The organism is Nostoc sp. C110, assembly GCF_043099725.1.
Lineage (GTDB): Bacteria > Cyanobacteriota > Cyanobacteriia > Cyanobacteriales > Nostocaceae > Nostoc > Nostoc muscorum_A.
This window is the reverse complement of record NZ_CP171144.1, coordinates 34,040-55,850: the sequence shown is the minus strand read 5'-3', so window position 1 is coordinate 55,850 and position 21,811 is coordinate 34,040. Positions and strand designations below refer to the sequence as shown.

The 21,811-nt window shown below is 39.2% G+C and carries 29 protein-coding genes and 1 pseudogene; 14 read left to right on the top strand and 16 right to left on the bottom strand.

Annotation, left to right across the window (positions count from 1 at the left end; translation table 11 throughout):
• Positions 1–205 precede the first annotated feature (205 nt).
• The 10 genes from ACFFRD_RS05015 to ACFFRD_RS04970 all read right to left on the bottom strand — a co-directional run bounded on the left by ACFFRD_RS05015 (position 206) and on the right by ACFFRD_RS04970 (position 5,683).
• Positions 206–502 (bottom strand): hypothetical protein, encoded by a 297-nt coding sequence (locus ACFFRD_RS05015; protein WP_392476885.1) that lies wholly within the window; start codon positions 500–502, stop codon positions 206–208.
• Between the two features lie 45 nt (positions 503–547).
• Entirely contained in the window at positions 548–844 is a 297-nt protein-coding gene (locus ACFFRD_RS05010; RefSeq protein WP_163926634.1) for a hypothetical protein, read from the bottom strand.
• 4 nt (positions 845–848) lie between these two features.
• Complete coding sequence (locus ACFFRD_RS05005) at positions 849–1,319, bottom strand: hypothetical protein (RefSeq protein WP_392476883.1); 471 nt, start codon at positions 1,317–1,319, stop codon at positions 849–851.
• An 11-nt stretch (positions 1,320–1,330) separates the two neighbouring features.
• A complete protein-coding gene (locus ACFFRD_RS05000; protein ID WP_334840833.1) occupies positions 1,331–1,570 on the bottom strand; it encodes a hypothetical protein in 240 nt (79 codons plus the stop codon).
• 35 nt (positions 1,571–1,605) lie between these two features.
• Positions 1,606–2,052, bottom strand: a complete 447-nt coding sequence (locus tag ACFFRD_RS04995) for a hypothetical protein (protein WP_392476881.1) — start codon at positions 2,050–2,052, stop codon at positions 1,606–1,608.
• A gap of 58 nt (positions 2,053–2,110) precedes the next feature.
• Entirely contained in the window at positions 2,111–2,560 is a 450-nt protein-coding gene (locus tag ACFFRD_RS04990; RefSeq protein WP_392476880.1) for a hypothetical protein, read from the bottom strand.
• 259 nt (positions 2,561–2,819) lie between these two features.
• Positions 2,820–3,197 carry a hypothetical protein gene (locus tag ACFFRD_RS04985; protein WP_392476879.1) on the bottom strand — a complete coding sequence of 126 codons (378 nt, stop codon included), beginning with the start codon at positions 3,195–3,197 and terminating at the stop codon, positions 2,820–2,822.
• A 172-nt stretch (positions 3,198–3,369) separates the two neighbouring features.
• Positions 3,370–3,864, bottom strand: coding sequence for a DUF262 domain-containing protein (locus tag ACFFRD_RS04980; protein ID WP_392476878.1), 495 nt, complete (start codon positions 3,862–3,864; stop codon positions 3,370–3,372).
• Positions 3,861–4,721: a hypothetical protein gene (locus ACFFRD_RS04975; RefSeq protein ID WP_392476876.1), complete on the bottom strand. Its 861-nt coding sequence runs from the start codon at positions 4,719–4,721 to the stop codon at positions 3,861–3,863. The genes ACFFRD_RS04980 and ACFFRD_RS04975 overlap by 4 nt, the downstream gene beginning before the upstream one ends.
• Complete coding sequence (locus tag ACFFRD_RS04970; protein WP_392476874.1) at positions 4,718–5,683, bottom strand: HNH endonuclease; 966 nt, start codon at positions 5,681–5,683, stop codon at positions 4,718–4,720. Before ACFFRD_RS04970 ends, ACFFRD_RS04975 begins: the two co-directional genes overlap by 4 nt.
• Before the next feature lie 8 nt (positions 5,684–5,691).
• Between ACFFRD_RS04970 and ACFFRD_RS04965 the strand changes: the two genes are divergently transcribed.
• The 5 genes from ACFFRD_RS04965 to ACFFRD_RS04945 all read left to right on the top strand — a co-directional run bounded on the left by ACFFRD_RS04965 (position 5,692) and on the right by ACFFRD_RS04945 (position 9,339).
• On the top strand, positions 5,692–5,931 hold the full coding sequence (locus ACFFRD_RS04965; protein WP_392476872.1) for a hypothetical protein: 240 nt from the start codon (positions 5,692–5,694) through the stop codon (positions 5,929–5,931).
• Between the two features lie 17 nt (positions 5,932–5,948).
• Positions 5,949–7,112 (top strand): HNH endonuclease domain-containing protein, encoded by a 1,164-nt coding sequence (locus ACFFRD_RS04960; protein ID WP_340096837.1) that lies wholly within the window; start codon positions 5,949–5,951, stop codon positions 7,110–7,112.
• A 121-nt stretch (positions 7,113–7,233) separates the two neighbouring features.
• Entirely contained in the window at positions 7,234–7,494 is a 261-nt protein-coding gene (locus ACFFRD_RS04955) for a Nif11-like leader peptide family natural product precursor (protein ID WP_179070935.1), read from the top strand.
• Between the two features lie 10 nt (positions 7,495–7,504).
• A complete protein-coding gene (locus ACFFRD_RS04950) occupies positions 7,505–7,897 on the top strand; it encodes a hypothetical protein (RefSeq protein WP_392476869.1) in 393 nt (130 codons plus the stop codon).
• Between the two features lie 356 nt (positions 7,898–8,253).
• A complete protein-coding gene (locus ACFFRD_RS04945; RefSeq protein WP_392476868.1) occupies positions 8,254–9,339 on the top strand; it encodes a DUF3696 domain-containing protein in 1,086 nt (361 codons plus the stop codon).
• A 65-nt stretch (positions 9,340–9,404) separates the two neighbouring features.
• Here ACFFRD_RS04945 and ACFFRD_RS04940 read toward each other — a convergent pair whose 3' ends face one another.
• Positions 9,405–9,884 carry a hypothetical protein gene (locus ACFFRD_RS04940; RefSeq protein WP_392476867.1) on the bottom strand — a complete coding sequence of 160 codons (480 nt, stop codon included), beginning with the start codon at positions 9,882–9,884 and terminating at the stop codon, positions 9,405–9,407.
• Between the two features lie 468 nt (positions 9,885–10,352).
• Between ACFFRD_RS04940 and ACFFRD_RS04935 the strand changes: the two genes are divergently transcribed.
• Positions 10,353–11,216: a DUF6671 family protein gene (locus ACFFRD_RS04935; protein ID WP_392476865.1), complete on the top strand. Its 864-nt coding sequence runs from the start codon at positions 10,353–10,355 to the stop codon at positions 11,214–11,216.
• 123 nt (positions 11,217–11,339) lie between these two features.
• Entirely contained in the window at positions 11,340–11,891 is a 552-nt protein-coding gene (locus ACFFRD_RS04930; RefSeq protein ID WP_392476864.1) for a hypothetical protein, read from the top strand.
• 69 nt (positions 11,892–11,960) lie between these two features.
• Here ACFFRD_RS04930 and ACFFRD_RS04925 read toward each other — a convergent pair whose 3' ends face one another.
• On the bottom strand, positions 11,961–13,829 hold the full coding sequence (locus ACFFRD_RS04925; protein WP_392476862.1) for a 3'-5' exonuclease: 1,869 nt from the start codon (positions 13,827–13,829) through the stop codon (positions 11,961–11,963).
• A gap of 39 nt (positions 13,830–13,868) precedes the next feature.
• Between ACFFRD_RS04925 and ACFFRD_RS04920 the strand changes: the two genes are divergently transcribed.
• Positions 13,869–13,994 (top strand): hypothetical protein, encoded by a 126-nt coding sequence (locus ACFFRD_RS04920; protein WP_392476860.1) that lies wholly within the window; start codon positions 13,869–13,871, stop codon positions 13,992–13,994.
• Positions 13,995–14,047: 53 nt separating this feature from the next.
• Here ACFFRD_RS04920 and ACFFRD_RS04915 read toward each other — a convergent pair whose 3' ends face one another.
• Together ACFFRD_RS04915 and ACFFRD_RS04910 are read right to left on the bottom strand one after the other, a co-directional pair.
• Entirely contained in the window at positions 14,048–14,539 is a 492-nt protein-coding gene (locus tag ACFFRD_RS04915; RefSeq protein ID WP_392476858.1) for a hypothetical protein, read from the bottom strand.
• Positions 14,540–14,969: 430 nt separating this feature from the next.
• On the bottom strand, positions 14,970–15,542 hold the full coding sequence (locus ACFFRD_RS04910) for a sigma-70 family RNA polymerase sigma factor (protein WP_392476855.1): 573 nt from the start codon (positions 15,540–15,542) through the stop codon (positions 14,970–14,972).
• A gap of 339 nt (positions 15,543–15,881) precedes the next feature.
• Between ACFFRD_RS04910 and ACFFRD_RS04905 the strand changes: the two genes are divergently transcribed.
• On the top strand, positions 15,882–16,208 hold the full coding sequence (locus ACFFRD_RS04905) for a hypothetical protein (protein ID WP_114084177.1): 327 nt from the start codon (positions 15,882–15,884) through the stop codon (positions 16,206–16,208).
• A 98-nt stretch (positions 16,209–16,306) separates the two neighbouring features.
• On the opposite strand, the gene ACFFRD_RS04900 is transcribed toward ACFFRD_RS04905, so the two are convergent.
• The gene (locus ACFFRD_RS04900) at positions 16,307–16,456 is read right to left on the bottom strand and encodes a hypothetical protein (RefSeq protein WP_335200718.1); all 150 of its coding nucleotides are present in this window, start codon (positions 16,454–16,456) and stop codon (positions 16,307–16,309) included.
• A gap of 406 nt (positions 16,457–16,862) precedes the next feature.
• On the opposite strand from ACFFRD_RS04900, the gene ACFFRD_RS04895 reads away from it, so the two are divergent.
• From ACFFRD_RS04895 to ACFFRD_RS04880, 4 genes and pseudogenes are all read left to right on the top strand, one after another.
• Positions 16,863–17,135: a GlsB/YeaQ/YmgE family stress response membrane protein gene (locus ACFFRD_RS04895; protein ID WP_185582390.1), complete on the top strand. Its 273-nt coding sequence runs from the start codon at positions 16,863–16,865 to the stop codon at positions 17,133–17,135.
• A gap of 235 nt (positions 17,136–17,370) precedes the next feature.
• Positions 17,371–17,853, top strand: coding sequence for a DUF4174 domain-containing protein (locus tag ACFFRD_RS04890; protein ID WP_392476853.1), 483 nt, complete (start codon positions 17,371–17,373; stop codon positions 17,851–17,853).
• Between the two features lie 259 nt (positions 17,854–18,112).
• Complete coding sequence (locus ACFFRD_RS04885; RefSeq protein WP_392476852.1) at positions 18,113–19,072, top strand: S1/P1 nuclease; 960 nt, start codon at positions 18,113–18,115, stop codon at positions 19,070–19,072.
• 242 nt (positions 19,073–19,314) lie between these two features.
• Positions 19,315–19,590: pseudogene (locus tag ACFFRD_RS04880) on the top strand (ATP-dependent RecD-like DNA helicase); the annotation flags it as partial.
• 19 nt (positions 19,591–19,609) lie between these two features.
• On the opposite strand, the gene ACFFRD_RS04875 reads toward ACFFRD_RS04880, so the two are convergent.
• Positions 19,610–20,257: a hypothetical protein gene (locus ACFFRD_RS04875; protein WP_392476851.1), complete on the bottom strand. Its 648-nt coding sequence runs from the start codon at positions 20,255–20,257 to the stop codon at positions 19,610–19,612.
• Positions 20,258–20,681: 424 nt separating this feature from the next.
• Between ACFFRD_RS04875 and ACFFRD_RS04870 the strand changes: the two genes are divergently transcribed.
• Positions 20,682–21,698, top strand: coding sequence for a pentapeptide repeat-containing protein (locus tag ACFFRD_RS04870; RefSeq protein ID WP_392476905.1), 1,017 nt, complete (start codon positions 20,682–20,684; stop codon positions 21,696–21,698).
• Positions 21,699–21,811: the final 113 nt, after the last annotated feature.

Genomic DNA, 21,811 nt, shown 5'->3' with positions numbered 1-21,811 from the left:
ATCATTGAGCGTCTATCGACTTAGTGAGTAGTGCGTGAGGCGGAAAACCTTCTCGTAATAGCTGGTGTTCATTCATGAAATCGTTGTCTAGGATTCCATAGCATTTAGTCTTTTGGGCTATTTCCCTTACAAAATCATCGGTGAAGACTACTCCAAAATAAGTACTACCTTTAAACCGCTCACCTATCCATGTTGGATCAATTAATTATCCATCATTATTGACCAGCCAAGCATGGGATACAGCTATATCAACATCATCACTAATAGCAAATCCCTCACAGTAGTTTAGGTTTGGATACCTCAACAATCCTTTTAAGCAATTTTCAAAGCAAGCTTTACGTTCACCTTTAAATGGTGATTTAACCTGAGTTACAAAAGGTTTACCATAATCCAAAACTAGCCTTTGTGTACTTTTGTATTGAAAGTTAGAACGTGTGTTAAGTTGATCGATTAAATCTGCTTGTTCTTTTAATATTGCTAGCAGACGGTCTAGATTATTCATTTCATTATTAAATTTCTTATTTAATATTAATTCAATTAATTTTAACTAAATATTAAACCACCAATACTTATGAACTCCTGTCAGTTTTGAGCCAGCTACTGCGTGTTCATCAGCCCATGTTAGTGTACTACCATCCCCACACTCGTAACCATCCCCACCAAATTTACTTACCCCCTCTTCTACTACTTGCATCATCACTTTAATAATCATTTTCTCAGTTACAGAAATATTATAATGTTCTAATAGTAAAGCTTTGATATCTTTAGTACAAACATGGTCAAAAAATCTAGGCTTTTCTTGAAGAATACTAATAATTAAATTTTTTAATTCTTCTGCTTTCACTGTCTTAAAATCCCTGTTGTTCTAACTGTCTGAGTTTTTCTAACTTGCGATTTAGGAGTGAGGCATCAGTTTCTGGTTCACCATTGTCATCTGCTGTACGTTCCTCTTTCAGCCATTCCAACAGTTCGGCTTTTGGACGAAATGACATTATAGGGCGCTTCTGGTTGTAATTTTCTTGAGCTTGGTAAAGTGCATCACGGTTGGCTTCATTCCATCGCTGCTGATTAGACTTAGCAGAAGATTTTGGTTCAGAAAACTCTGGCATAACTTCAATTTTGAGATAGCCTCCTTGACTTTTGAATTGCCAGCGACTATTGTAATGTTCAAAATGTCTTTTTGCCCCTCGTTCAGTTTTCCAACGCTTGCACCAATGTAAATCTGTATTGGTAAAAGCATATTCAGTATCACAGCTAAATGTGTATAGCCAACCTAAAGGCTTATCTTCTTTAGTATAACAACGGTATCCGTAGTACATATAAGGTTAAATCACAGGCCTAAGCTTTTCTTCAGTAACTTTGATAAAAGTACTTCTCTCACAGCTAACTTAATCTCATCTGCTGTTTTACCAATTGGGTTATAGTCTGGTGGTAATTCAAAAAATTCAGATGCCCAATAGCTGTTTTTGGTTTCTCGCTCGTACTTTTCTACTTCTTTATATGAACCAATACAAATTTTCTCTTCTGTAAAGTACAGTCTGACTTGACCTTCTGCGTTTGGTTCAAACATAAAAGTTAACCTCAATTAATGAAATACCTGAATCTTTAGCTAATAGGTTCGTGTTCGCTGACATATTTTTTGATAATTTGCTCTATTTCTGATTCCATAGCATCCATGTGACCATCAACATCAGCATACCAGCCGTATTGATTAAGTGCAGCGATAGCAGCTTTGACAGTATCATTTACTGCTTGTTTTCTCCTACCTTCAGGTGATGCTAAATAAGCCGATCGTTCTGCTTCCTTCTGTCGCTCAAGAGTTTCAATTTTTTCTAAGATTGGTTGTATTTTATCTAGAGTCCAAAGGTAACTAGGTTCTACAACACCAATTTCTTTGCCATCGGATGTATATCGCTTTCCATTAGAAAGAGTTACTTGTCCAGTTGGAGAAATCCGTTCAATTACCTCTATTTCAGCTTTAGTACCTATACGCACACTGTCATAGTAAAAAATTCCTACTTTATCCCCTGGTTTTAGTTCTAATGTGTTCATATTTTTTTATCAATCACCCAAATTGATTGTAAAATATTGACTTTTATTCATAAATATTTTAGTTAATCGGGTTGTTTTCGCTTACATATTGCTTAATTAATATTCTAATTTCTAATTCAAAAGTATCCATGTGTCCATGCTCATCAGCATACCAACCATATTTATTGAGTATTTTTATGACAGCTTCTACTGCCTCTTGAACAGCAAGTTGACCTTGACCTTCAGGAGTAGCAAGATATGCTTTATATTCTTCTTCTTTCTTCTCCTTAAATGCTAATGATTTATCTATAATTGCCTGTGCTTTTTCTACCGAGCAAAGAAATGTCGCGTCAATTATTTCTATTCCTACCTCGTATCCTTTTGGGTTGTAGCGTTTACCGTTTTTTAACGTGACATACCCAGTGGGAGAAACTTTAGCTATTTCTTCAATTTTGGCTTTAGCTCCTCTATTATCATCGTGATAAAATACGCCTATTTTTTGATTAGGTGTTAGTTTTGTGGTGTTCATCAATTAAAGTCGTAAATATTTATTTGAGGAGTTGTAATTATGTCAGATTAGCTCATTTTTTTAACTTCTTCTTCATCTACTACCTCTTCTACACTTTCAACTTTCCAATCAGGTGGTTCTCCAGACAATGCAGATTGTGCTGCCTCATCCTTATTTTCGCAGTCACCTCTATCTCGAAATATTCTTTCCTTGATACCTTTACAACAAAGTTTTTCATATAGCAGTCCTTAATTTTAGTGTCAATTAGTAGGATTATTGGTCACGACATCAAACTCAGTTCCAACAGTGCTTCACTTCTAGTTAACAATCTACCAGTGTGGGGAGACAGCCAACACAAACCCAGAGGTTGACAGTTTTCTTCCTTCTGCCATCCGGCATCACGTAATGTTTTCTCTTTGCGATCGCACTCCATAAGCAAAGCAATAATTTCCTTTGCCTCGGTCAGCGTATCCACACGTTTGATATTAGTCTTATGAAGACAAATGCGAAACGGAGTTGCCCCGCTTCTATCTTCAATTAACCACCCCGAACTGGTGTTACTCCGTCCGGGCATACCGTTTGAGTAATAGGTATTGCGGACGTAAAATCTACCATCAGGAGTAAGATATTCACCTGCCTCGATACGTTGCAGCTTCATGATGGTTTTAATCGGGATAGCCAGAATGTGCGATCGCTTACTCTTCTATTGTACATAGTTTACTATGAATTTACAATCTGTGCATTTAGCTAACTGATAGCTGCCAACACATTTTCGCTAGCCCAAGGCTTCCTTTTATCCTATTGATGATCTGGTACGCCATCGCAGCCCTTTAATTAAGGCGTTCTGCAATAATCTCTATGATTTTTGCTATTTCTTCGAGGCTGGCATCCTCTGAAGGGATAACCGATATCAAAGATAGAGAATGGCGATTCAGCACTGTCTTTGCATGATATGGAAGAGTAGCATAAGTGCATCTATTTAGTTCGGTCTTAACTTCTAGTCCGCTCAAAACTAATTTATTACTGAAAAAATCGACAATTGCTTTTAACCTTTGTTTGCCATCAATAACTTTGTATGTATGATATGACTTTTCATAGATAACAATTGGCATTACAGGAAAATTAATAATAAAAGATTCAATTAACTGGGATTTTTTAACATCATCCCAATCCACAGCAGATTGACTATAATTATCAATCCTCATGTAATTAGGATTAGACCTAATTTTTTCAACTAAGGCTGGTAACTTTATCCTGTCAATTTCTTGAATTAGTCTGTCTTGAGCAGATTCATATTTGCCATTAATTTCATCGTCTGTCATCATGATGATTCTTTCCCACCCATTACTAAAACTGGTTCAATCCAAACTAGTTTTCTTTGCTGTCTGCCTTCTCCGTAAGGTTGATTACGTAAAAAGCCTCTGCGCCAATGGACACTCTTAGTACCATGTGTACCGCTACTGCCTTCACTGCTTTGCGTCCCTTCACGTTTGAGTTTATATCCAAGTCCTAGCCAAAGTGGTTGATAAAAATCTTGGGCTTGCGCTTTGCCAAAACCTCTATTCACCCTGACTAGTTCGCTTGTTGAATCTACAAGTTCCGGGCGACACTCCATTATCAAAATTAATCGCAAGAAAATTGATTGTAGATATTGATTAAAATCTGTAACTACTTGGGGATTGAAATCTTGAGTATCAGTATATGTAAATTTTTTGAAATTATCGCTAATTTTAAATCTGCGGCAGAAAACGGTATCCCTATCTATTGCAGCCCAATAAAGTAAGTCATCAGATGTATCACAATGCCAAAAAATTGTATCAATACTACGTTTTTCTGGGGAAAGAACTACACCCTTGGGCAACATAAAAAATCCTGTTTTCATTGCCCACTGTAAATCGTCAACTTCAACATCTAAATTTGATTGCATCAATGCACTTAATAAATCATTATTTACCCAATAAGCAGGGCATTTAGCTTGCCCTACTTTAAAAAGCGTGTAGAGGGTAATATACCTTGAATCCTTGGGGTTAGTTCTTAGTTGGCGCAGTAGGTTTTGTTTCTCCGAAGAGTAATAAAATTCTGCAACAATACCGCATATCTTTTCATAGCTTTCGTAACCGTCTACATGAACAACGGGACGAATAACAATTTCATTAAACCAACCTCTAGGTTTTTTACTCATGCGCTGCGCTTTAAGAACTCCTGGCGATGCCATCTCATTGCATCAACTCTAGGATAATACTGTTCCTGGGCGGGTAGGTTTATGCGATCGCCCCTAAATTCCCACATTGGTCTAGCGTTGGGTGAATCTTCTCGCAGGTTGTCAGAGACGATGATAGTGTAATCGTCGTTGATAGTAAACCAAAAGCGGTCAAATGCCCAGTGATGATTTTTGCATAGTGACAGCCCGTTATCAATGCGGTCATCGTAGAACTGGGAGAATGGTTTGATGTGCGACCCGTCCACAATGTTTTGACCAAGTGAGTCAAGTATTTGTAACCCGCAGAAAGCGCAAGTGTGGTTGTAAGTTGAGACAACAATTTTGCGGAATGCACCATCTCGCACAATTACAGCTTGCTCATCTTCTAATTCCTCTGGCTGATAGACTTTACCGCCGGAGCGTTGCAACTGGTCTTGTAGTTCAGCAAAGGCATTGACTTGTAATAATGACTCGATATCCTGTGTACGCTCGTTAAACCACGAATTAATGAGTGTGTGGGTTAGTACAGTGCGTTCGCTCTCGTTTTGCAGCAGTGACCAGAGTTCATCATCAAGGTAGGCGTACTCTACAGTTTGCCTAATGGTACTGGGAGTTCTGATTTTCACCTTGGCAGCAATCAATGATTCAAAACCCAGTTTCATCTCAAAATACCAGAAACTGTCACTGGTGAGATGGTAAAAAGGTAAGCCTATATCAGGCTTGCGTACTGGTTCTAAGTGGCTCCACAGTTTGAGAAATGTGGCGATGAGTTCAGCAGATAGAGGAATTTGGTTTTTTCGGATTTGGCCCTGAGATATCATCTCAATGACGGACAGTAACAAAATCGGTTTATTGGGCGCATCAGGGCTAACATTTAAGCCTAGCTTCCCAACAACAGACCTGGGAGAAAATTTCTTAACGTAGTAAGCTAAATCTTTAGCCATTCGCAGTTATGAGAGAATATCGCTGTACACGTAACGCATTATACTTACACAACTGCACTGGGCGCGATGACATTAGAGAACGGCAAGGTCATTATATCTGGGCTGAAAGCGAAGAAGAAGCTTGGCAGAAAATGGCAACTAGGTTTCCTGAAGAAACCGAGGTAGGCTTTACCGTTCAAGAATGGGAAAGTTTTGATGTCACTGTGGTAGAAATCAAACGGGATGAAAACGGGAATACTATAGAGTAGCGTTTTTAACCCTTGCTATGTCATCGGGAAGCAAAATCATCAGTACAATTCTCAAGCACGATACAAAAGCTACAAGCTACAAAATTGCCTTACTGCGTGCGATTAATGATGTTGTCCTCAGTTTCCCCGATTTGCGGAACCTAAGAGCAGACGTAGCAGTTCCTTTGCGTTTACTAGCACAGTTTTGGGTGGCTTACTATTGGCCGTTTGTCAAACCCCGCGAACCTATCTTACAAGGGCAACGAGCAATACTGAACGGTCAATTGCGAAATGATATGTCGTTTCGTCCTCAGTTAGAGATACTACGCTGTGAATGGGAATCAATTGTTGGTGGAACCTCAAGCCCTAGCGATGGCTTTTTCCTCATCAACGAGTTGAGAGTCCCGCGAAAATATCTTGCCTATTCAAAACCGTTACGTCAAGTCTACCAAGCTGCTCTCACTGCCATTAGCAAGGCAATTGAAATGCCTGTTAGATATGCAGGGTTTGGTCACTGGAGTGTGTTTGATAAACCCTTAAAGTATGCAGAACTTAGCACTCCAGTTATAGCAATTCCAGGTACTAAACCAGAAGAAAAATGCTTAGTAATTCAAGCGGAACTCTGGCATATTTTTGGGGAGATGTCATTGTGGATTGAAGCGCTTTGTATTCATGAATGGTGCTTGTTTACTGAAAAAGTGCAACAAGAAAATCACACTAAAGTGCATCGAGGTTTTATTTATCAGCTGCTAACAGATAGACCGGACAACCGCAGACCTTTGAATTGGGAACGCAACCATGTTGATGTACTGTTGATGGAAGGAACAGAGTTTGTTTGCCCGTGGACACAAAAGCACATTTCTTATGGTATCAGATACGATTTAGACCACCTTTTACCCGTATCTCTCTATCCGATTAACGAACTTTGGAACTTAGTACCTGCTGACCCTAATTTTAATTCCCACATCAAGCGCGATCGCTTACCGTCTCAGGCAAAATTACAACAAGCTCAACCCTCTTTAGAGTTAGCTTACAGAAACTACAGTAAATCTGGTTCGCTCTCGCTAGCACTTAAAGAAGATGTGGCTGTTAGGTTTTCTACTGTCTTTGGTGATACCGCTTCTTTTCCTGGTGTACTATCAACTGCTGTTGTTGACCTCATTAACATCTTTGCTGAGTCTCGCAATCTAGCTCGTTTTTGACAATATGGCAATAATATATCAAAGTTCAGTTTTCAGAAGTAGTAGAGTTAGGCTTTAGCGTCAAAGGATACCATTCGGCTTAATGTTACTCTGGTAGAGGTTCGGCAAGAGGAGTCCAAAAATGAATGAGTCACTAGATGCTGCTCAAAGTGAACTACAAGTTATGGAATTTTTTGCAGCAGCACTCCAAGATCAACTGTTGTTAGGCCGACTGATGGAAGCAATGCGTACAAAAGATAAGGCTGCAATCATAACTATGGCTGTTGAACGTGGCTATAACTTCTCTCAAGAATCATTGCACCAGGGGCTAACGAAGATATTCCATTTGATGACACCAATCATGCAAGAGCAAAACTTAGCCGTGTCTGAAGAAATTGATTAAGGAGTATGAAGTGATACCAAGGGAAAGAATTCAGCAACTCCTTGACCCCTATGATTCTTCTCAAACTGAATGTGATGGCATGACCCGCATCTGTCACACTATACTAACTAATCATAGCATTGAGCATCAACCGATGTTTGGGGTTTTGACTCAACATCATCAACACATTGAGCCGCATTTTTGGATTGATTTACCAAGTGGAGAACGCATCGATTATCGAGCTAAGATGTGGCTTAAAGGAGATGGTATTCCTCACCGAATCTTTCACCCTCAAGACTTTCCAGATGTCATTTATACTGGTGAACCTATAGAGTTAGATGTGTTGTCACCAACACTATTTGAAATACTGACGCTGAGATTTAATTGGGAAAAACTTCAGCAACATGAAACACCTGACGCTTAATTTTGCTCAGGTTCTACCGTCATGATATATTGACCATACGCGCGACCATTCTCCCATTCCCTAGCATCAACTATATAATAAGTGTTATCAAGCTTGAAGACTGACATTCTTTTATTTCTTCTGGTCGCTACTTGGATTGCAACATTAACAAGTTCTTTAAAATTTTCAGATGCTATCTATAATTCCAATTAAATCTTGATAAACTGCTAGTTTTTTTGATGATTAATCAAAAATGTAAATCACAAAATATATTTAAGATTTTGTCATATACAGGTTTGCTCAACAAGATTCTTACAAAATCGCTTTAGATAAACAAACTCTAATAAAATCGAAGAACATCTATATTTTAACTATTAATGATTAGCTCATTACGGCTGCTAAATTTTAAAGCATTTGAGAATCAATTGATTGAATTCAAATCGCTTACCTTACTCTCTGGTTACAATAACACTGCTAAATCCTCTGTATTGCAAGCACTATCACTGCTGCATCAATCTTACCAGCAAAGTTTACTACAAAACACTGGTTTATTGCTCAATGGAAATTTGGTAAATATTGGCACAGCTAATGATGCTTTGTATGAAAATGCAAAAGAAGACTATGTAGGATTTGAACTAATTTTTAAAAACGAAACTAAAGGAATATGGCACTTTAAGTACAACTCATTAGAGAGAGAAGCAGATTTTTTAGAGAGTGGATTCAACTCTGTTGATGCCGATGTTTATCAGTCAAGCATTTTTAGCGGAGAATTTCATCACCTTCAATCAGAACGTGCAACAACTGCATCAGGAATCTTAAATTACCAAAGGCGAGAACTTAGACAAATTGGTGCGCTTGGCGAATATACAGCACATTTTCTCTACACTTACGGTAGTCAACCAATTCCTATCGCCGAACTCGCTCACCCGCAAGCAAAATCAATAAATTTGCTAGACCAAGTTGAGGCATGGATGGGAGAAATAAGTCCTGGTCTACGCATCCAAGTTGACGCACATCTAGATATGGATTTGGTTAACTTGAAATTTAGTGACCATGTTGGATACGGCATTACTTACGTTATATCAATTATCGTTGCAATCCTCGCCTCCAGTCCAGGTGCGTTAATTCTGATTGAACACCCAGAAACCGGACTCCACGCCCAAGCGCAAACAAAGCTGGGTAAATTGTTGGCACTGGCAGCTAAGTGTGGCATTCAAGTTGTGGTAGAAACTCATAGCGACCAGATTCTAAACGGTATTCGTCTTGCGGTGCATGGTGGTAAAATTGAGTCAGAAGATGTGCAATTACATTACTTTCAACGTCAAGAAAACCAAGGTCAAGCTTTTATTAAAGTTGTGTCACCACGCATTGATAAAGACGGCAGAATTGACCAATGGCCTGATGGGTTCTTCGATGAGTGGGAAAACATTTTAACAGTTTTATTAGAACCTGCGAAATTATAACTCGCTTCTGTTGCAAGCTGCGTAGGCTAGCAAGCACCGCAGGCATCGCTCATCCGGCAGTTCTATTAAACTTCCAACTCTCGTAACAGTGCCTCATTTATCCTTTGTGCCTCTTCTCCACTGGTTTCTACCACATCAAAAGCTTCTTTGACTGCTGCTTGCACTCTAGGCGGCAGTGCTTCAAATTTATCGTTGTTGAGTATAACAATGCGACAACCGGGGTAAGGGGCAAAATCACCGAAAGGTTCCATCCCTGATGTCATGAGCAATTTGCTAAGTTCTGCAATAGAATGGCGAGGCTTCTGGTTGTCCTCAGTGCTGTTAATTTCGGATGCAAAATAACCACACAGCCAACTGAGGCTATCAATGTCTTTTTTTAAAGCTGCAACCGTACCATTTAACACTTGCTGGTTGAGCTTAACAGGCAGATTGTCAAAAATTTGGTCTAATGCTTCTGGCTGTCGCTGTTGGCAATAACGCACCGCAGATTCAACAATTTTATCGGTTTTTGTAGGTTGGCGTTGCCCAAATCTTTTGCCAGACATGGTAGTTGATGTATTGAATACAGGAATTTTAGCAGGATTTGGGGTTGTGAGGTGGCGATGTCTACTTTAAGGGGCTGCGCCTATGCTTAGGGTTTCCTCTAAGAAAAAGTTGAAGTTACGATGCCACATTCATCGGTTTTGGCAATTTGGCATCACAACTCTCTGAATTGCGGTTTAAATGAGATATCGACAGAACAGAACAGCCACAAATCGCCAGTTGTTGACCCAACGCTGTAGAAGAATAAGAGCAACCAACTCACAGCGCTCGGTCATCGCTTCACTACAACTGGTTAGTAATGTACTAGAAAATACATAGTAAATATACGTAGGCGCAGCCCGTCGTAGACATCGCTGCCAGTACGCTTGCTCTCAAGAAGCTCAAGCTGATTTGCGGTGATAAAATCAGAAGAATCAGCCGTTTTAAAATTACGAAAAGCTACAAACTTAACTAATAGGGATTAGCGCAGAATGAATGACCAGCAATTATTTAATGATCGTCTGGCTGTGTTGGCGACAATGCACCAAAAAGAAAAGGTAATTGCTCCACTATTAGAACAAGAGTTAGGCATCAAAGTTATAGTACCACAGGATTTTAATACTGATATTTTTGGCACATTTACTAGAGATGTAAAACGTCCGGGAACACAAATTGCCGCAGCTAAATTAAAAGCAGAGAAAGCCTTAGAATTAACACAAGAAAATTTAGCGATCGCCAGCGAAGGTAGTTTTACACCCCATCCCTTAGTTCCTTACATTTACTGTAATAGAGAAATAGTTATTTTTTTAGATAAAATCAATAATCTAGAAATTATTGGTCAGGAAATTTCTACAGATACTAACTTTAATCATCAAATTATAACAAATTTAGATGAGGCATCTATTTTTGCTAAAAAAGTTGGTTTTCCAGAACATGGATTAGTTGTCTGGTTTGAAAACTTAGAGAATAGATGTCATGAGATAATTAAAGGTATTACAAAAGAAATAGATTTGATAACATCAGTTGATTTTGCATTGCATAATTCCCCAGATAGTCAGGTAAATATTGAGACAGATATGCGGGCAATGTATAATCCCACTCGGATGAAAAATATTGTAAAAGCTACCCATAATTTACTCAATAAAATTAGCAGTCGTTGCCCCAAATGTAATATCCCTGGTTTTGAAATAACTGAAATAATTCAGGGACTACCCTGTGAATTTTGTCAGTTCCCAACCACCTTACCACTGACCGCAATTTATCAATGTAAAAAATGTGGTTTTAATCAAGAGAAACTATTTCCTAATGGTATGGAATTTGCGAATCCAGCCCAATGTATGTACTGTAATCCGTAGGGGATCTCTACACGGAGAGGATTTGGGTTGGGATTGCTGGGGGTGCGTAGCTTGCCGCCGTAGGCATCCATCGCTTAACACCTAAAATACTGCTATGGTCAATCAGGAAAAGTTAGATTGAATATGAATGAGACTTTAGCAGCCACACTAGGGGAATTACAAGCACAAATATATTGGTTACATGATGCTGAGGAGTTTGCAGAATTGGCATCAGCAGTAGCTACTATATATATGAAACTTGGTTATACTCAACAGCAGGCCCAAACCGCAGGTAACTTAATTAGTCAGGCTTATCAATTATCTGATGATGCTGCTTTAGCCCAGAAAGCAGGTGATTTTGACAAAGAAATGCAGTTTTATCATCAACTTAAAGATAAATTAACCCAAGTAGAAACTACATTAGGTTATCAAACCAGTATCGCCATACATCAAATGAAATGGTGGATGTATTTTCGTCATAAACAAAAATTACAAATTCTGCTCCACTTATTTTTACAACATTTAAAAGCAGTGGGATTGATTAACTTACTTACTGCTCTTAAACTTACATATTTTCTAATGGAAATAGGCAGAGTTCATAAATCGCGTGATTTTAAAACCACCAAAGATAATGCTATAAAATACTGGACAGAATTATTGAAAATTAAACCGCCACAATATCCTTATCTTGGTTAAAATGCTGATTTTTAGGCTTGAGCGCGATTGCTTTCCCTTTTCCTCGCTTGATTGAGAGAGTGATCGCAATCAAATTACTTTACCTAGTGCTGTCTCTAAACGGTTGGTAAATTCTGAGGAGCGATCGCAAGTCATAATCAACTGCTCAATCGCCCGTGTCATCGCCACATACAATAGCCGTGCTTCTTCTTCTGGTGTGCCGTGTCCGTACTGGTCAGGCATATAACCAATGCCTGGGATGCAAGCCACGGGAAATTCTAACCCTTTAGATGAGTACATGGTTATGAGTTTGATGCTTTGTTCGTCCGGGTGATAGTTGCGGCTGTCACTGCTGCCGTTTACCCACTCTATTGGGATTTGGGCTTGTTGGAAGTGGTTGTAGATGCGATCGCCCATAAAGTTGGAGCGGTAAATAATTGCGATATCGTTCCAGGGGATATCTCGCTCGTGTAATTGTTGCACTCGCCCTGCTAGGTAATCTACCTCGTGTTTAAAACTGGGTAAACGGATCAGGTCTGGTTTGGGGCCTTGCCGTCCTGCACTAGTCGGTTCTACCAATATTTGTTGGTCATCATCCTGGGTTTCGGTGGGTTGCATTACTTCTTTCGCAAATTCATAGGCTACCCCTAACACTTGAGCAGTGTTGCGGTAGTTGAGTTTAAATATGGTGGTGCGTCCCTGTGCCTGGATGCCTACGCTCTTAAAGCTAAATTTCTTGTCGCGCTTTTCACCGTAGAGGTTTTGGGCATCGTCGTAGAGGATAAGCAAAGAATTGGTTTCGGGGTTGACCATCTGAGCAATCAACTTTAACCACTCTGGTTTAAAGTCGTGGCCCTCATCTAGCATCACCGCGCCATACGTGCCAGCCGGTATCAACTTGGCATCGACGGCGGTAATTACTCTTTGAACCAGTTCTTCTACATAAGCATCACCTTGATACTCTCTAGAGTCGGGTCTGGGGATGTCATATTTTTTGAGTAAATCCATGCACCACCCATGAAAATGCCGCACCTTGATGCGACTGACTCTGTTTTTATCTTGGATAGTTTGCCGGAGCTTGGCAGCAAGAGAAACATTGAAGCACAGTACCAAAATTGGTTTATTACTGACTTGAGATAAGTGCTGACAACGGTAGGCTAAAATCATCGTTTTGCCGGAACCAGCTACACCATGAATTACCCGATGTCCGTCTCCTAGACTGCGGGCTAACTGTTCCTGTTGCAAGTCCATAATCCTCAGAATGTCGGGGATTTGCAGCTGCGGCGATTCTTCAGTGTCGGTTTCTAAATCAAGCAAAGATAACTGTTTGGCAGTAATCCGTAATTTTGGGAAGATATGCCAACGGATTCTATCTATTTGACTGCTGGTGAGTGTCTTGCCAAATTGATATGGAGATAAATCCCAAACTCGCTGCTGAAATTCCCCTGCATCTGTGCTTGGGAGCATTTCATCTTTGCAGATAACTAAATGTTCCTCAAACACTGCTGGTAGTTCACTCTGCTCAAAATTCTTGCGGGTGATGTTGGTGAACACGACCCCATAACCGTAGGGGATAATCAGCTTACCTTGATAATTACCTTCTTGTTGCACCAAAAGAGAATCTTTTTCTAGCATCTTGTTGACTGCTAAGGCATAATCTCTGGCTTGTTGTAGTGGCTGTTTAACTTCCTTTACTCCATCCTCGGTAAGCAGTGTGACTGTGGAGGGGTTGATATTTTTAATTGTGTCTAACTTCCAGTCTTTCACCTCAAGGATGAACAAACCCCGGCTGGGATGCAGCACGATAAAATCTGGGTGCAATTGCTTTTTACCCACTGGCACATCGTACCAAAGTAAATAATCATCCTCTAATTTCTCCTCCAAGCGCTGCGCTAACCTCCTTTCACCAGGGGTCATCCGCATTGAGCAACTATTGAATGAGGGAATTAGAGTAGCCATAAATGGTAAATGTTTATATGGTTTTTAAGGGGGGGGGCGATGCCAAAGGCGGCAAGCTACGCTCCTACTGTTAGTCTTCCCTTAATAATGGGTGCGATCACCTGCGACGGGCTACGCCTGGGGTTTCCTCTAAGAATTAAGAGCGATCGCTCCTCAAGCGTGTAACTTTTCGTCTAAGAATTGGTATTAGATGCAAGGGCGATCGCCCCATCGCCCCCCTACAGCTGCTCCATCTTAATCCCCGGCACTTCCATCATCACCGTAGTAATCGGCACAAGTCGCCCCACAGTCGTGTAATAGCTATTCCCCACTGGCGTTGTAGTCGAGCGTTCCCGAAACCGCCGCATGGTGATGTGAAACCACTCCCGCGTTTTTGGCATCGGTAGCTTATACAGTTGGCGAGTATTGACAAAGTAATAAAACAGCCAATCTGCCTCAGTGTACATGAAGCAGCCGGGGGTTCCCTTCTCTAAATTGCTGTGAGTCTCAAAGAACAAGTTACGAGTCTTGTTCCACCTATCGCCCTTCACCTCAATCAAAATTTCGCCACTGTGCGTTGTCCAGATGAGGTCAATATCTCTGCGTTGGTAATCTGGGTCATTCTCAACGTTAACAACACTAATAGTTTCTAGTTTGGAGAGCAGCCAAGCTTCCATATCAGTAGCAGCCAGCTTTGCCACTTCTTGAGCGTCGTACATGGTGTAGGTCATAGCTGTATCTTCTGTACCAGCAAGGCATACTAGTTTATTATTTCACTTTCATTGCCAGAGCGATCGCCCTCTCTTTGAGCGAATATCCTAGCTAAAAGCATTCTTAGAGGAAAACTTAAAGAGTCAGTGACCAAACAAGGTAGATGTGCGATCGCCTTCACTTTGAGCGAGTATTTCAGCTAAAAATATACAAGCGAGGAAAAGTTAAAGAGTCAGCGATCCAAACAGGGTAGATATGCTCCCGACGCATAGCGGCTTTTCGTCAAACATCGCCTGGTGATAGGTGGGTCGCTTCACTCTACACTTTCTTGATGCATAACCAAGCAATATAAATTATACAGATATCTCGTAAGCGTTCAGATTTATTCTTCAGACATTGCTAGGTAAAACTAATGGTATTCAAACACTTTTATAATTGCACTCAATAATGCTAAACATTTTGAAGTTCCAAAGAATGATATATGCTGCGAAGATGCTTTAAAGCTCTTTCTTTGCGTTTACGCAATGTTGCTTCATTCTGAACTTCCTTCCCTTGTAAAATTAAATGCAATCTAATTTCCTTCCATGATAAATCTTTGATCATCTTCAATCTCAAAATTTCTTTTTCTTCTGGCTCTAACTTTTCAAAGGCTAGGTTTACTTTTTTGAATAATTCCTCTTCAATTTCTTCAGAAACGGTAAGCCTGCAATTAACATGAAATTCAATCATGCTTTCATCAAGTTGTGAAAATCTGTTACGTTCTCGGCTCTGTTCCCTAATGATGTTATAAGCTGTTGCTCGAACCCAAGCAATCGGTTTATCAATGTGTTCACCTTTTGCCATAAGTTTGATTCCACGCATATATGCCTCATTTAGTACCCAGGTAGGACTATAAGAATTACTGAGATTGAATTGGGCAAGGCTGCGCTTAATGAAAGCTAACATCGAGTGGGCAGAAGAACTCCCAGAATCAAGCAAGACCTGAAATTCTGTGTCAAATGCCTTACGACCACAAGATAGCATCCGATTGCCTCCAGTTAACTAAGTAGGAAGTGTTACGGCTTCTTATTCGGTTGAAAAATGGATTAACTTTACTTGTTAGTGACAAAAATGATTTTTTTGTGACTTGTTAATAAAATTTTTCTAAATTTTCGCCATTAGCGGTCACAAAAGTAAAATATTTTCACTATTCATTATGTAAGGTCACAAAACTAAAACATTCTCACTGTATAATAGGAGGTTAACCAAGCCAAATATGTTCACAAACTGGAAATTAAAAGGATACTGCGTATCTCTAACGAATTCTACAACTAGATGGATATGTAAGTCCGAACAGAATTTGGTGATAAGGAGCTAGTACCAATGGTCAATTTTTCTTTCTCAAAGGAAATTAAAAATCCAGAGTTACCATTAACTCATGAGCAGAAGAACATTATCCGAGAGTATTGTTCTTTAGCAAGTCTAAGTAGTTTATCAGAATCAGAAGCACAACGGATAGCAGATATCCTAGAAATCGCTCAAATAGACCAAATACTTGATTTTTGGATGACAGAAGCCGACTATGTTATTGGTCATAATTTAAACCTAATTCATGAAAATGAACAGAAGAATTTCCAAGCTAGATTAAGAGAATATCTAGTAACTGATTGTGGGGGTTTGAAGCAAATTACTTTTCGGCATACCAAGTAAATTTGTCTGATAAACTAAGAACATAGTCACAAGACTATGTTCTTAGTTTTATAATCAGAGTTTCATCCCACCTAGATTATGCTGATTTAAAACTTAGACTACAAAACAACTACCACGCAAAGTATAGCTACTAGTGTTAAACAGTAAGAGGCAAACATTAAATAGGCAACAACCGCCGCCATTCCCTCAGTTTTTTGCTCTTTAATACTGCCGAGCTTGGATGCAAATGAATTAAATAATCGAAGCATATTTATCGCTCCAGAATTATGTTTACCTTCAATAATTAGTGATAGCTGCTATTAATATGTGACTGGTTTTAATACTGCTAATCACTGCTCTCCATCTTGGTATAAAAAATTCACGGTACGATGACGTAACCGACCGCCGTAATCATAATTCTTCCAGTAGATGAGAAAAATCATTAAAAATGCATATACTGCAATTATCAAGCAATGAATTTATTAGCTCCTAGTTTTAGACCTACTAGGAGCTTTTTTTATTTATTATCAATCTCAATTAGGGGGGTATATCACCAGAAGTAACAGCATTCATCCTCAAGGCTATTAATAGTTGATTCTGTTGATAGATTCAATATCAATGTTGGGATTGCTATTGTGTATTTGTCGCATAAAAAACGTTTATCAAATTAAAACAATGAATATTCTTGCTTGGATTGTTTTAGGTCTAATTGCTGGTGCTATTGCAAAAGCTATCTACCCCGGTCATCAAGGCGGCGGAATTCTTGGAACAATCATATTAGGAATTATTGGTGCTTTTGTTGGTGGTAGTTTGGGTGTGTTCTTCAGTACAGGAACCTTGACATTAGCCGCCCCCACACTCAGCATTCCCGGTATTGCAGTAGCGGTTCTTGGCGCAATTGTCGCTGTATTTTTGTGGAACTTGCTAAATCGTCGCAGTGCAATCTAAGAAATTAAATTGGAATTAATTAATAACAAAAATCAGGGAATTCATTTCACTATATTTTCTCCCTGAATTTAAATTATTTGAATAGCGCCTGCCTTTATTTAGGTGGGCGCTATTATCATAGCGATTGCTCTTGCGGGTAGGCATCACACTTATTCAATCACCATCACCGGATAGAGTCAGAGAAGGAAAATTAATGATAGTTTGAGATGATGGAACGCTCATCTCAACCCCCGAAGTGAAAAAGTCACTATTAATCGCCCTGACCCTCACCGCCTGTACAGCCGTGTCACCAGTCAGCATTGCTGGTACTGTCCCAAGTTCAACCCATGCCATCAAAATGTCTTCATTTAACCTTAGTTCCCAAAAATGGCAAAACCGCGTGTTACTAGTGTTTGCACCGTCGGTTGATAACCATAGCTATCAGCAACAGATGCAGTTATTTAACCAGCACCAAAATGGTTTTACAGACCGGGATTTAGTTCTCGTTCAGGTTTTGGCAACAGATAAAAGCTATGCCAACGGACAGTTAATAGATGAATCTTCTGCTGTCAAGTTGCGAAATCGCTTTGGGGTTGATAAAGAAAATTTTCGCATTATTTTGGTAGGCAAAGATGGTGGTGTTAAGCGCAGTGATACTACACCAGTCAAGGCAGCAGCAATTTTTGAGCAAATTGACGCTATGCCCATGCGCCAGCAAGAAATGCGCTCTTCGAGGTAGAAAATAACTATAAAATACAAGCGAGGAAGCGATCACTTGCTTCAAAGCAGTACACTTGCTATGCACCAAAAATCAAAGAGTGCGATGGCTCAAGCGCCATGAGCCGGTGGCATCGCACCCTTAAACTCGTTAATGTACAGCTCTGTTTATTGAAATATACGAGTATTGTGTAGGGTGATTTATTTTTTTCATGCAAATTTAACCCTAACTTACCTGAATGCAACCTATACTTTAGCTGTATTTTCTAACAAAGAATTTTATGCTGAAGTTACATTCTTTCGCTAAGTTTTCTTTATTGACAGTATTATCAACAATCTTGGTTTGGCAGTACCCAGCTTTTGCTTGGAATAAGTCTGGACACATGGTTTCAGGAGCGATCGCTTACAGGGAACTCTTGCAGAATCATCAAGAAGTAATTGAGAAAATGGTTGCCATTTTGAAGGAACACCCTGAATACTCTAAATTTGAACAGCAGTGGAATTCCCTCAAACAATCTAATATTTCTGCTGAAAATAAAAATTTGTACTTATTTATGTGGGCAGCAAAATGGCCAGATGAAGCTCGAAATAACCAAGCATTTAATCACCCAACTTGGCACTATATCAATTTTCCTTATCAACCTGGTAGTTCTTCAAACTCTATTCCTCGTGAAATTCCAGGTGAAGAAAATATTATATTTGCTTTTCAAAAAAATCTTGATATCATTCAAAGTAATGCCACCAACAGCGAAAAAGCAGTTGCAATATGCTGGCTATTCCATCTAGTAGGAGATGTGCATCAGCCATTGCATACTACCAAATTAGTTACTAACGAGTATAAAGAACCAGAAGGTGATAGAGGTGGTACACGCTTTTATATTAGAGTTAACCCAAATAGTCAAACAATTAGTTTGCATAAATTCTGGGATGACCTCATACTAGGCTCAGAAAACTTTCAAACTGTTCGCAACACCGCAACCAAGATAAGAGCCTCCTATCAACGCAGTAAATTGCCAGAATTAAGAGAAACTCAATTTAATAATTGGGCAAAATTAGAGAGTTTTAATATCGCTAAACAAAAAGCATATCTTAATGGCAAGCTTTCTGGCAGTAGTGATAAAAATGATGGAAAGCCGTTACCGCCAAATTATGCTGCTACCGCCAAACCAATAGCAGAACGTCGGATGAGTTTGGCAGGCTACCGTCTAGCTGATGTGCTTAATAAACTGTTCGGCAAGTGATAAAAGATATACAATCTCTTTTGTTCTCCACTTACATGATGTGGGTGGTTTTTGATTTTACTAGAGCGATCGCCTTACTCTAAATAATACAAGCGAGGAAAAATTGGGAGTGCGTAGGCTTCTTGAACCGTAGGCATCGCTATTCTCTATAATTTATAGTACATAAATACTATAATAGCCAACTTTATGACTTCTGGAGCAGTGAGTATCGAGTATAATGGCTGCGCCGTTTCCTAAAAGTGATGTCCACCACACCCCTACCAAGCAAGCAGCAAGTAAACGCCACCCCCAAGCACGAATCAATTACCGGAGTAGTGGAACGCCTGACCTATTACTCTCAAGAGTCGGGTTATACTGTGGCACGTTTGCAACGTCCTGGTGCAAAAGAACTAACTACAATTACTGGTAGCTTTGCAGATATCCAGCCAGGACAAACACTGCAATTAACTGGTTTTTGGCGCGAACATCCCCAGCATGGTTTGCAGTTTCAAGTTGTTAACTACAAGGAAACTAATCCTGTCTTTGTGCATTAGGAGTTTACTTTTTACTCAAATATAATTTCTCATGAATAATTTCATTCGCTACTGTCATCTCTCTTCGATAATCTTGATCCTGAATAAAGGCTGCAATTGTTGATAGCAAAGACAAGGTTAAACAAAGACCTGTTGGGATTAAAGCAGTTACTCGTTGATTAAGACAAGTAAACAACCAAATAGAAAAACTAATGCCAAATAATGGTGTAATTATAGCTACACCCTTAAATAACCTCAATAGACTTTGCGTATACTTAAGTCTTTCTATAAGGTTAATTGAACCATTCTCGAAAATGAAAAAACGCATTTTGTCCAATTGAAATTGTCCATCTTCTAGCCAGAACTGCCCATCGTCCAACAAATAATTAACAATTCTCAAATCCACCAAAATCATGAAAAATTTATTTTTGTTTGTTGATTTAAGTAATTTTATTATGAATAAATATGTGGGAAAACTTAGGTGATTTAACAATGCACCAAGGAAGTACGAAATCAGAGTTAATATTAGACCAAATGTAGCCGACAATTCTTTGATTTCTAATAAAAAGCTGAGATTACTAATTTTCAGAACTGTAAGGATAAGAAATATAACTGTACTAAGTACTAGTGAACCAATTACTAAAAATTCAACAATAATTGCTGTTGTACTCACTATCTTTCCTCAGTCATTCATAATCAAAGTATTTTGCGTACTTTATCATGTCATCCACTTCTTGATTTGCTCATGCACAACCTTTGGTAAATAGGCTGGCGCAATCAAGCAAAAAGTATTACTGGCTAAGATCACCGTTGATTCTGATAACAATCCCGACATATCCAAAACACGCTGCGACCACGCGCTAACTTCAGTTTGAACCTGAGTTAAAGCTGTAGCAATTAAACTAGTACTATGCCAAAAATCCCAGAGTGCGATCGCTCTCTATGTGAAGTTGGTCGTCAAAAGCTTGAAATGACCAAATTCCGTTAATACACAAGATAGTATTTTTGTGAGCGTGCGTAACTTCTAGTTATTTATCAGGAATTAGATACTACCCGAATGAATATAAATATATGTGTATTCATTAGAGTTACCGACTATGAGCGTGCAAGAACCTCTAAATGGCTGGAACACAAAGCGTAAGCTACTAATAGTGCTAGCTATTGCTGGAGCTATTGCAGTTCTTCCTGTATTGTACCGAGTGAATTGGGTTGGATTCGGTGCCGACTCTAATAAATCAGTAACTGTAGAAGAGGTAATTAATCCTAGAGATGGAAAAATTGTTAAACTTACAAAAACTACTGAGCATTTTCAATCAGGTAAAACACTTTGGGACTGGTTAGGGCTGGCTGGTACACTTGCGATTCCAATTGTGTTGTACCAATTTCAGCGTAGTGAAAAACAACAAGTTGATATTACTTCTCGTGAAGAAGCGATGCTGGCTTACTTCAAACATATTTCAGAACTACTTATAGACAAAGAACTAAAACTGTTAATTACTAAAAAACAAGAAGATACGAATTTCAAAGACCCTAAACTAAATGCATTACTAGACGCAGCGCACGCGTGTACTTTATCAATACTACGCAGGCTAGATAAAGACGGAGAACGCAAAGGACGCATCATTCGATTTCTAAGTGACGTAGGATTGATAAATGAGTTGAATTTAGAACAGGCTGAATTGACTAATGCCAACTTAAATAATGTTAAACTCAAAGGTGCTAAATTAGGTTACGCAAAATTAAGTAACGCTAACTTAAGTCTTACCGACCCACGCATTATAAAAAGAATCAAGAAAGCATTGCCAACATTATCAGGTTGTGTTGATACTGGAGTTCTGCTATATTGCGCTGACTTACAAAATGCCGACTTGAGCGGACGCTTTTTGCCTAGTGCTTGCTTCAAAAGTGCTATTCTTAAAAATGCCATTCTTAAAAATACTGACTTAAGCAATGCCGACCTTAGCAATGCTGATCTGCGTAACACCGATTTAACAGATGCGAACTTAAATGGTACTGATTTAACTGGTGCCGACTTGACAGGTGCTATCTTACCAGATGGTAACAAGTATGAATTGAGACAACAGCTTAAACAATTTGGAGTTGGTAACTGTTAAAAGTAAATCAAAATTACTCCTCGGTCAGTAATGCAGTTTCAATACTTCTTAAAGGAAAAGTTGCACTCAGTCGAGCGATTGCCCCTCTAGAATTCTTAGAGGAACAAATTGCC

Excerpts from the sequence above, each read along its gene's own strand:
- ACFFRD_RS05015 (WP_392476885.1), bottom strand. The coding sequence starts at position 502 with ATGAATAATCTAGACCGTCTGCTAGCAATATTAAAAGAACAAGCAGAT.
- ACFFRD_RS05005 (WP_392476883.1), bottom strand. The coding sequence starts at position 1,319 with ATGTACTACGGATACCGTTGTTATACTAAAGAAGATAAGCCTTTAGGT.
- ACFFRD_RS05000 (WP_334840833.1), bottom strand. The coding sequence starts at position 1,570 with ATGTTTGAACCAAACGCAGAAGGTCAAGTCAGACTGTACTTTACAGAA.
- ACFFRD_RS04995 (WP_392476881.1), bottom strand. The coding sequence starts at position 2,052 with ATGAACACATTAGAACTAAAACCAGGGGATAAAGTAGGAATTTTTTAC.
- ACFFRD_RS04990 (WP_392476880.1), bottom strand. The coding sequence starts at position 2,560 with ATGAACACCACAAAACTAACACCTAATCAAAAAATAGGCGTATTTTAT.
- ACFFRD_RS04985 (WP_392476879.1), bottom strand. The coding sequence starts at position 3,197 with ATGAAGCTGCAACGTATCGAGGCAGGTGAATATCTTACTCCTGATGGT.
- ACFFRD_RS04980 (WP_392476878.1), bottom strand. The coding sequence starts at position 3,864 with ATGATGACAGACGATGAAATTAATGGCAAATATGAATCTGCTCAAGAC.
- ACFFRD_RS04975 (WP_392476876.1), bottom strand. The coding sequence starts at position 4,721 with ATGAGTAAAAAACCTAGAGGTTGGTTTAATGAAATTGTTATTCGTCCC.
- ACFFRD_RS04970 (WP_392476874.1), bottom strand. The coding sequence starts at position 5,683 with ATGGCTAAAGATTTAGCTTACTACGTTAAGAAATTTTCTCCCAGGTCT.
- ACFFRD_RS04965 (WP_392476872.1), top strand. The coding sequence starts at position 5,692 with ATGAGAGAATATCGCTGTACACGTAACGCATTATACTTACACAACTGC.
- ACFFRD_RS04960 (WP_340096837.1), top strand. The coding sequence starts at position 5,949 with ATGTCATCGGGAAGCAAAATCATCAGTACAATTCTCAAGCACGATACA.
- ACFFRD_RS04955 (WP_179070935.1), top strand. The coding sequence starts at position 7,234 with ATGAATGAGTCACTAGATGCTGCTCAAAGTGAACTACAAGTTATGGAA.
- ACFFRD_RS04945 (WP_392476868.1), top strand. The coding sequence starts at position 8,254 with ATGATTAGCTCATTACGGCTGCTAAATTTTAAAGCATTTGAGAATCAA.
- ACFFRD_RS04940 (WP_392476867.1), bottom strand. The coding sequence starts at position 9,884 with ATGTCTGGCAAAAGATTTGGGCAACGCCAACCTACAAAAACCGATAAA.
- ACFFRD_RS04935 (WP_392476865.1), top strand. The coding sequence starts at position 10,353 with ATGAATGACCAGCAATTATTTAATGATCGTCTGGCTGTGTTGGCGACA.
- ACFFRD_RS04930 (WP_392476864.1), top strand. The coding sequence starts at position 11,340 with ATGAATGAGACTTTAGCAGCCACACTAGGGGAATTACAAGCACAAATA.
- ACFFRD_RS04925 (WP_392476862.1), bottom strand. The coding sequence starts at position 13,829 with ATGGCTACTCTAATTCCCTCATTCAATAGTTGCTCAATGCGGATGACC.
- ACFFRD_RS04920 (WP_392476860.1), top strand. The coding sequence starts at position 13,869 with ATGCCAAAGGCGGCAAGCTACGCTCCTACTGTTAGTCTTCCCTTAATA.
- ACFFRD_RS04915 (WP_392476858.1), bottom strand. The coding sequence starts at position 14,539 with ATGACCTACACCATGTACGACGCTCAAGAAGTGGCAAAGCTGGCTGCT.
- ACFFRD_RS04910 (WP_392476855.1), bottom strand. The coding sequence starts at position 15,542 with ATGCTATCTTGTGGTCGTAAGGCATTTGACACAGAATTTCAGGTCTTG.
- ACFFRD_RS04905 (WP_114084177.1), top strand. The coding sequence starts at position 15,882 with ATGGTCAATTTTTCTTTCTCAAAGGAAATTAAAAATCCAGAGTTACCA.
- ACFFRD_RS04900 (WP_335200718.1), bottom strand. The coding sequence starts at position 16,456 with ATGCTTCGATTATTTAATTCATTTGCATCCAAGCTCGGCAGTATTAAA.
- ACFFRD_RS04895 (WP_185582390.1), top strand. The coding sequence starts at position 16,863 with ATGAATATTCTTGCTTGGATTGTTTTAGGTCTAATTGCTGGTGCTATT.
- ACFFRD_RS04885 (WP_392476852.1), top strand. The coding sequence starts at position 18,113 with ATGCTGAAGTTACATTCTTTCGCTAAGTTTTCTTTATTGACAGTATTA.
- ACFFRD_RS04870 (WP_392476905.1), top strand. The coding sequence starts at position 20,682 with ATGAGCGTGCAAGAACCTCTAAATGGCTGGAACACAAAGCGTAAGCTA.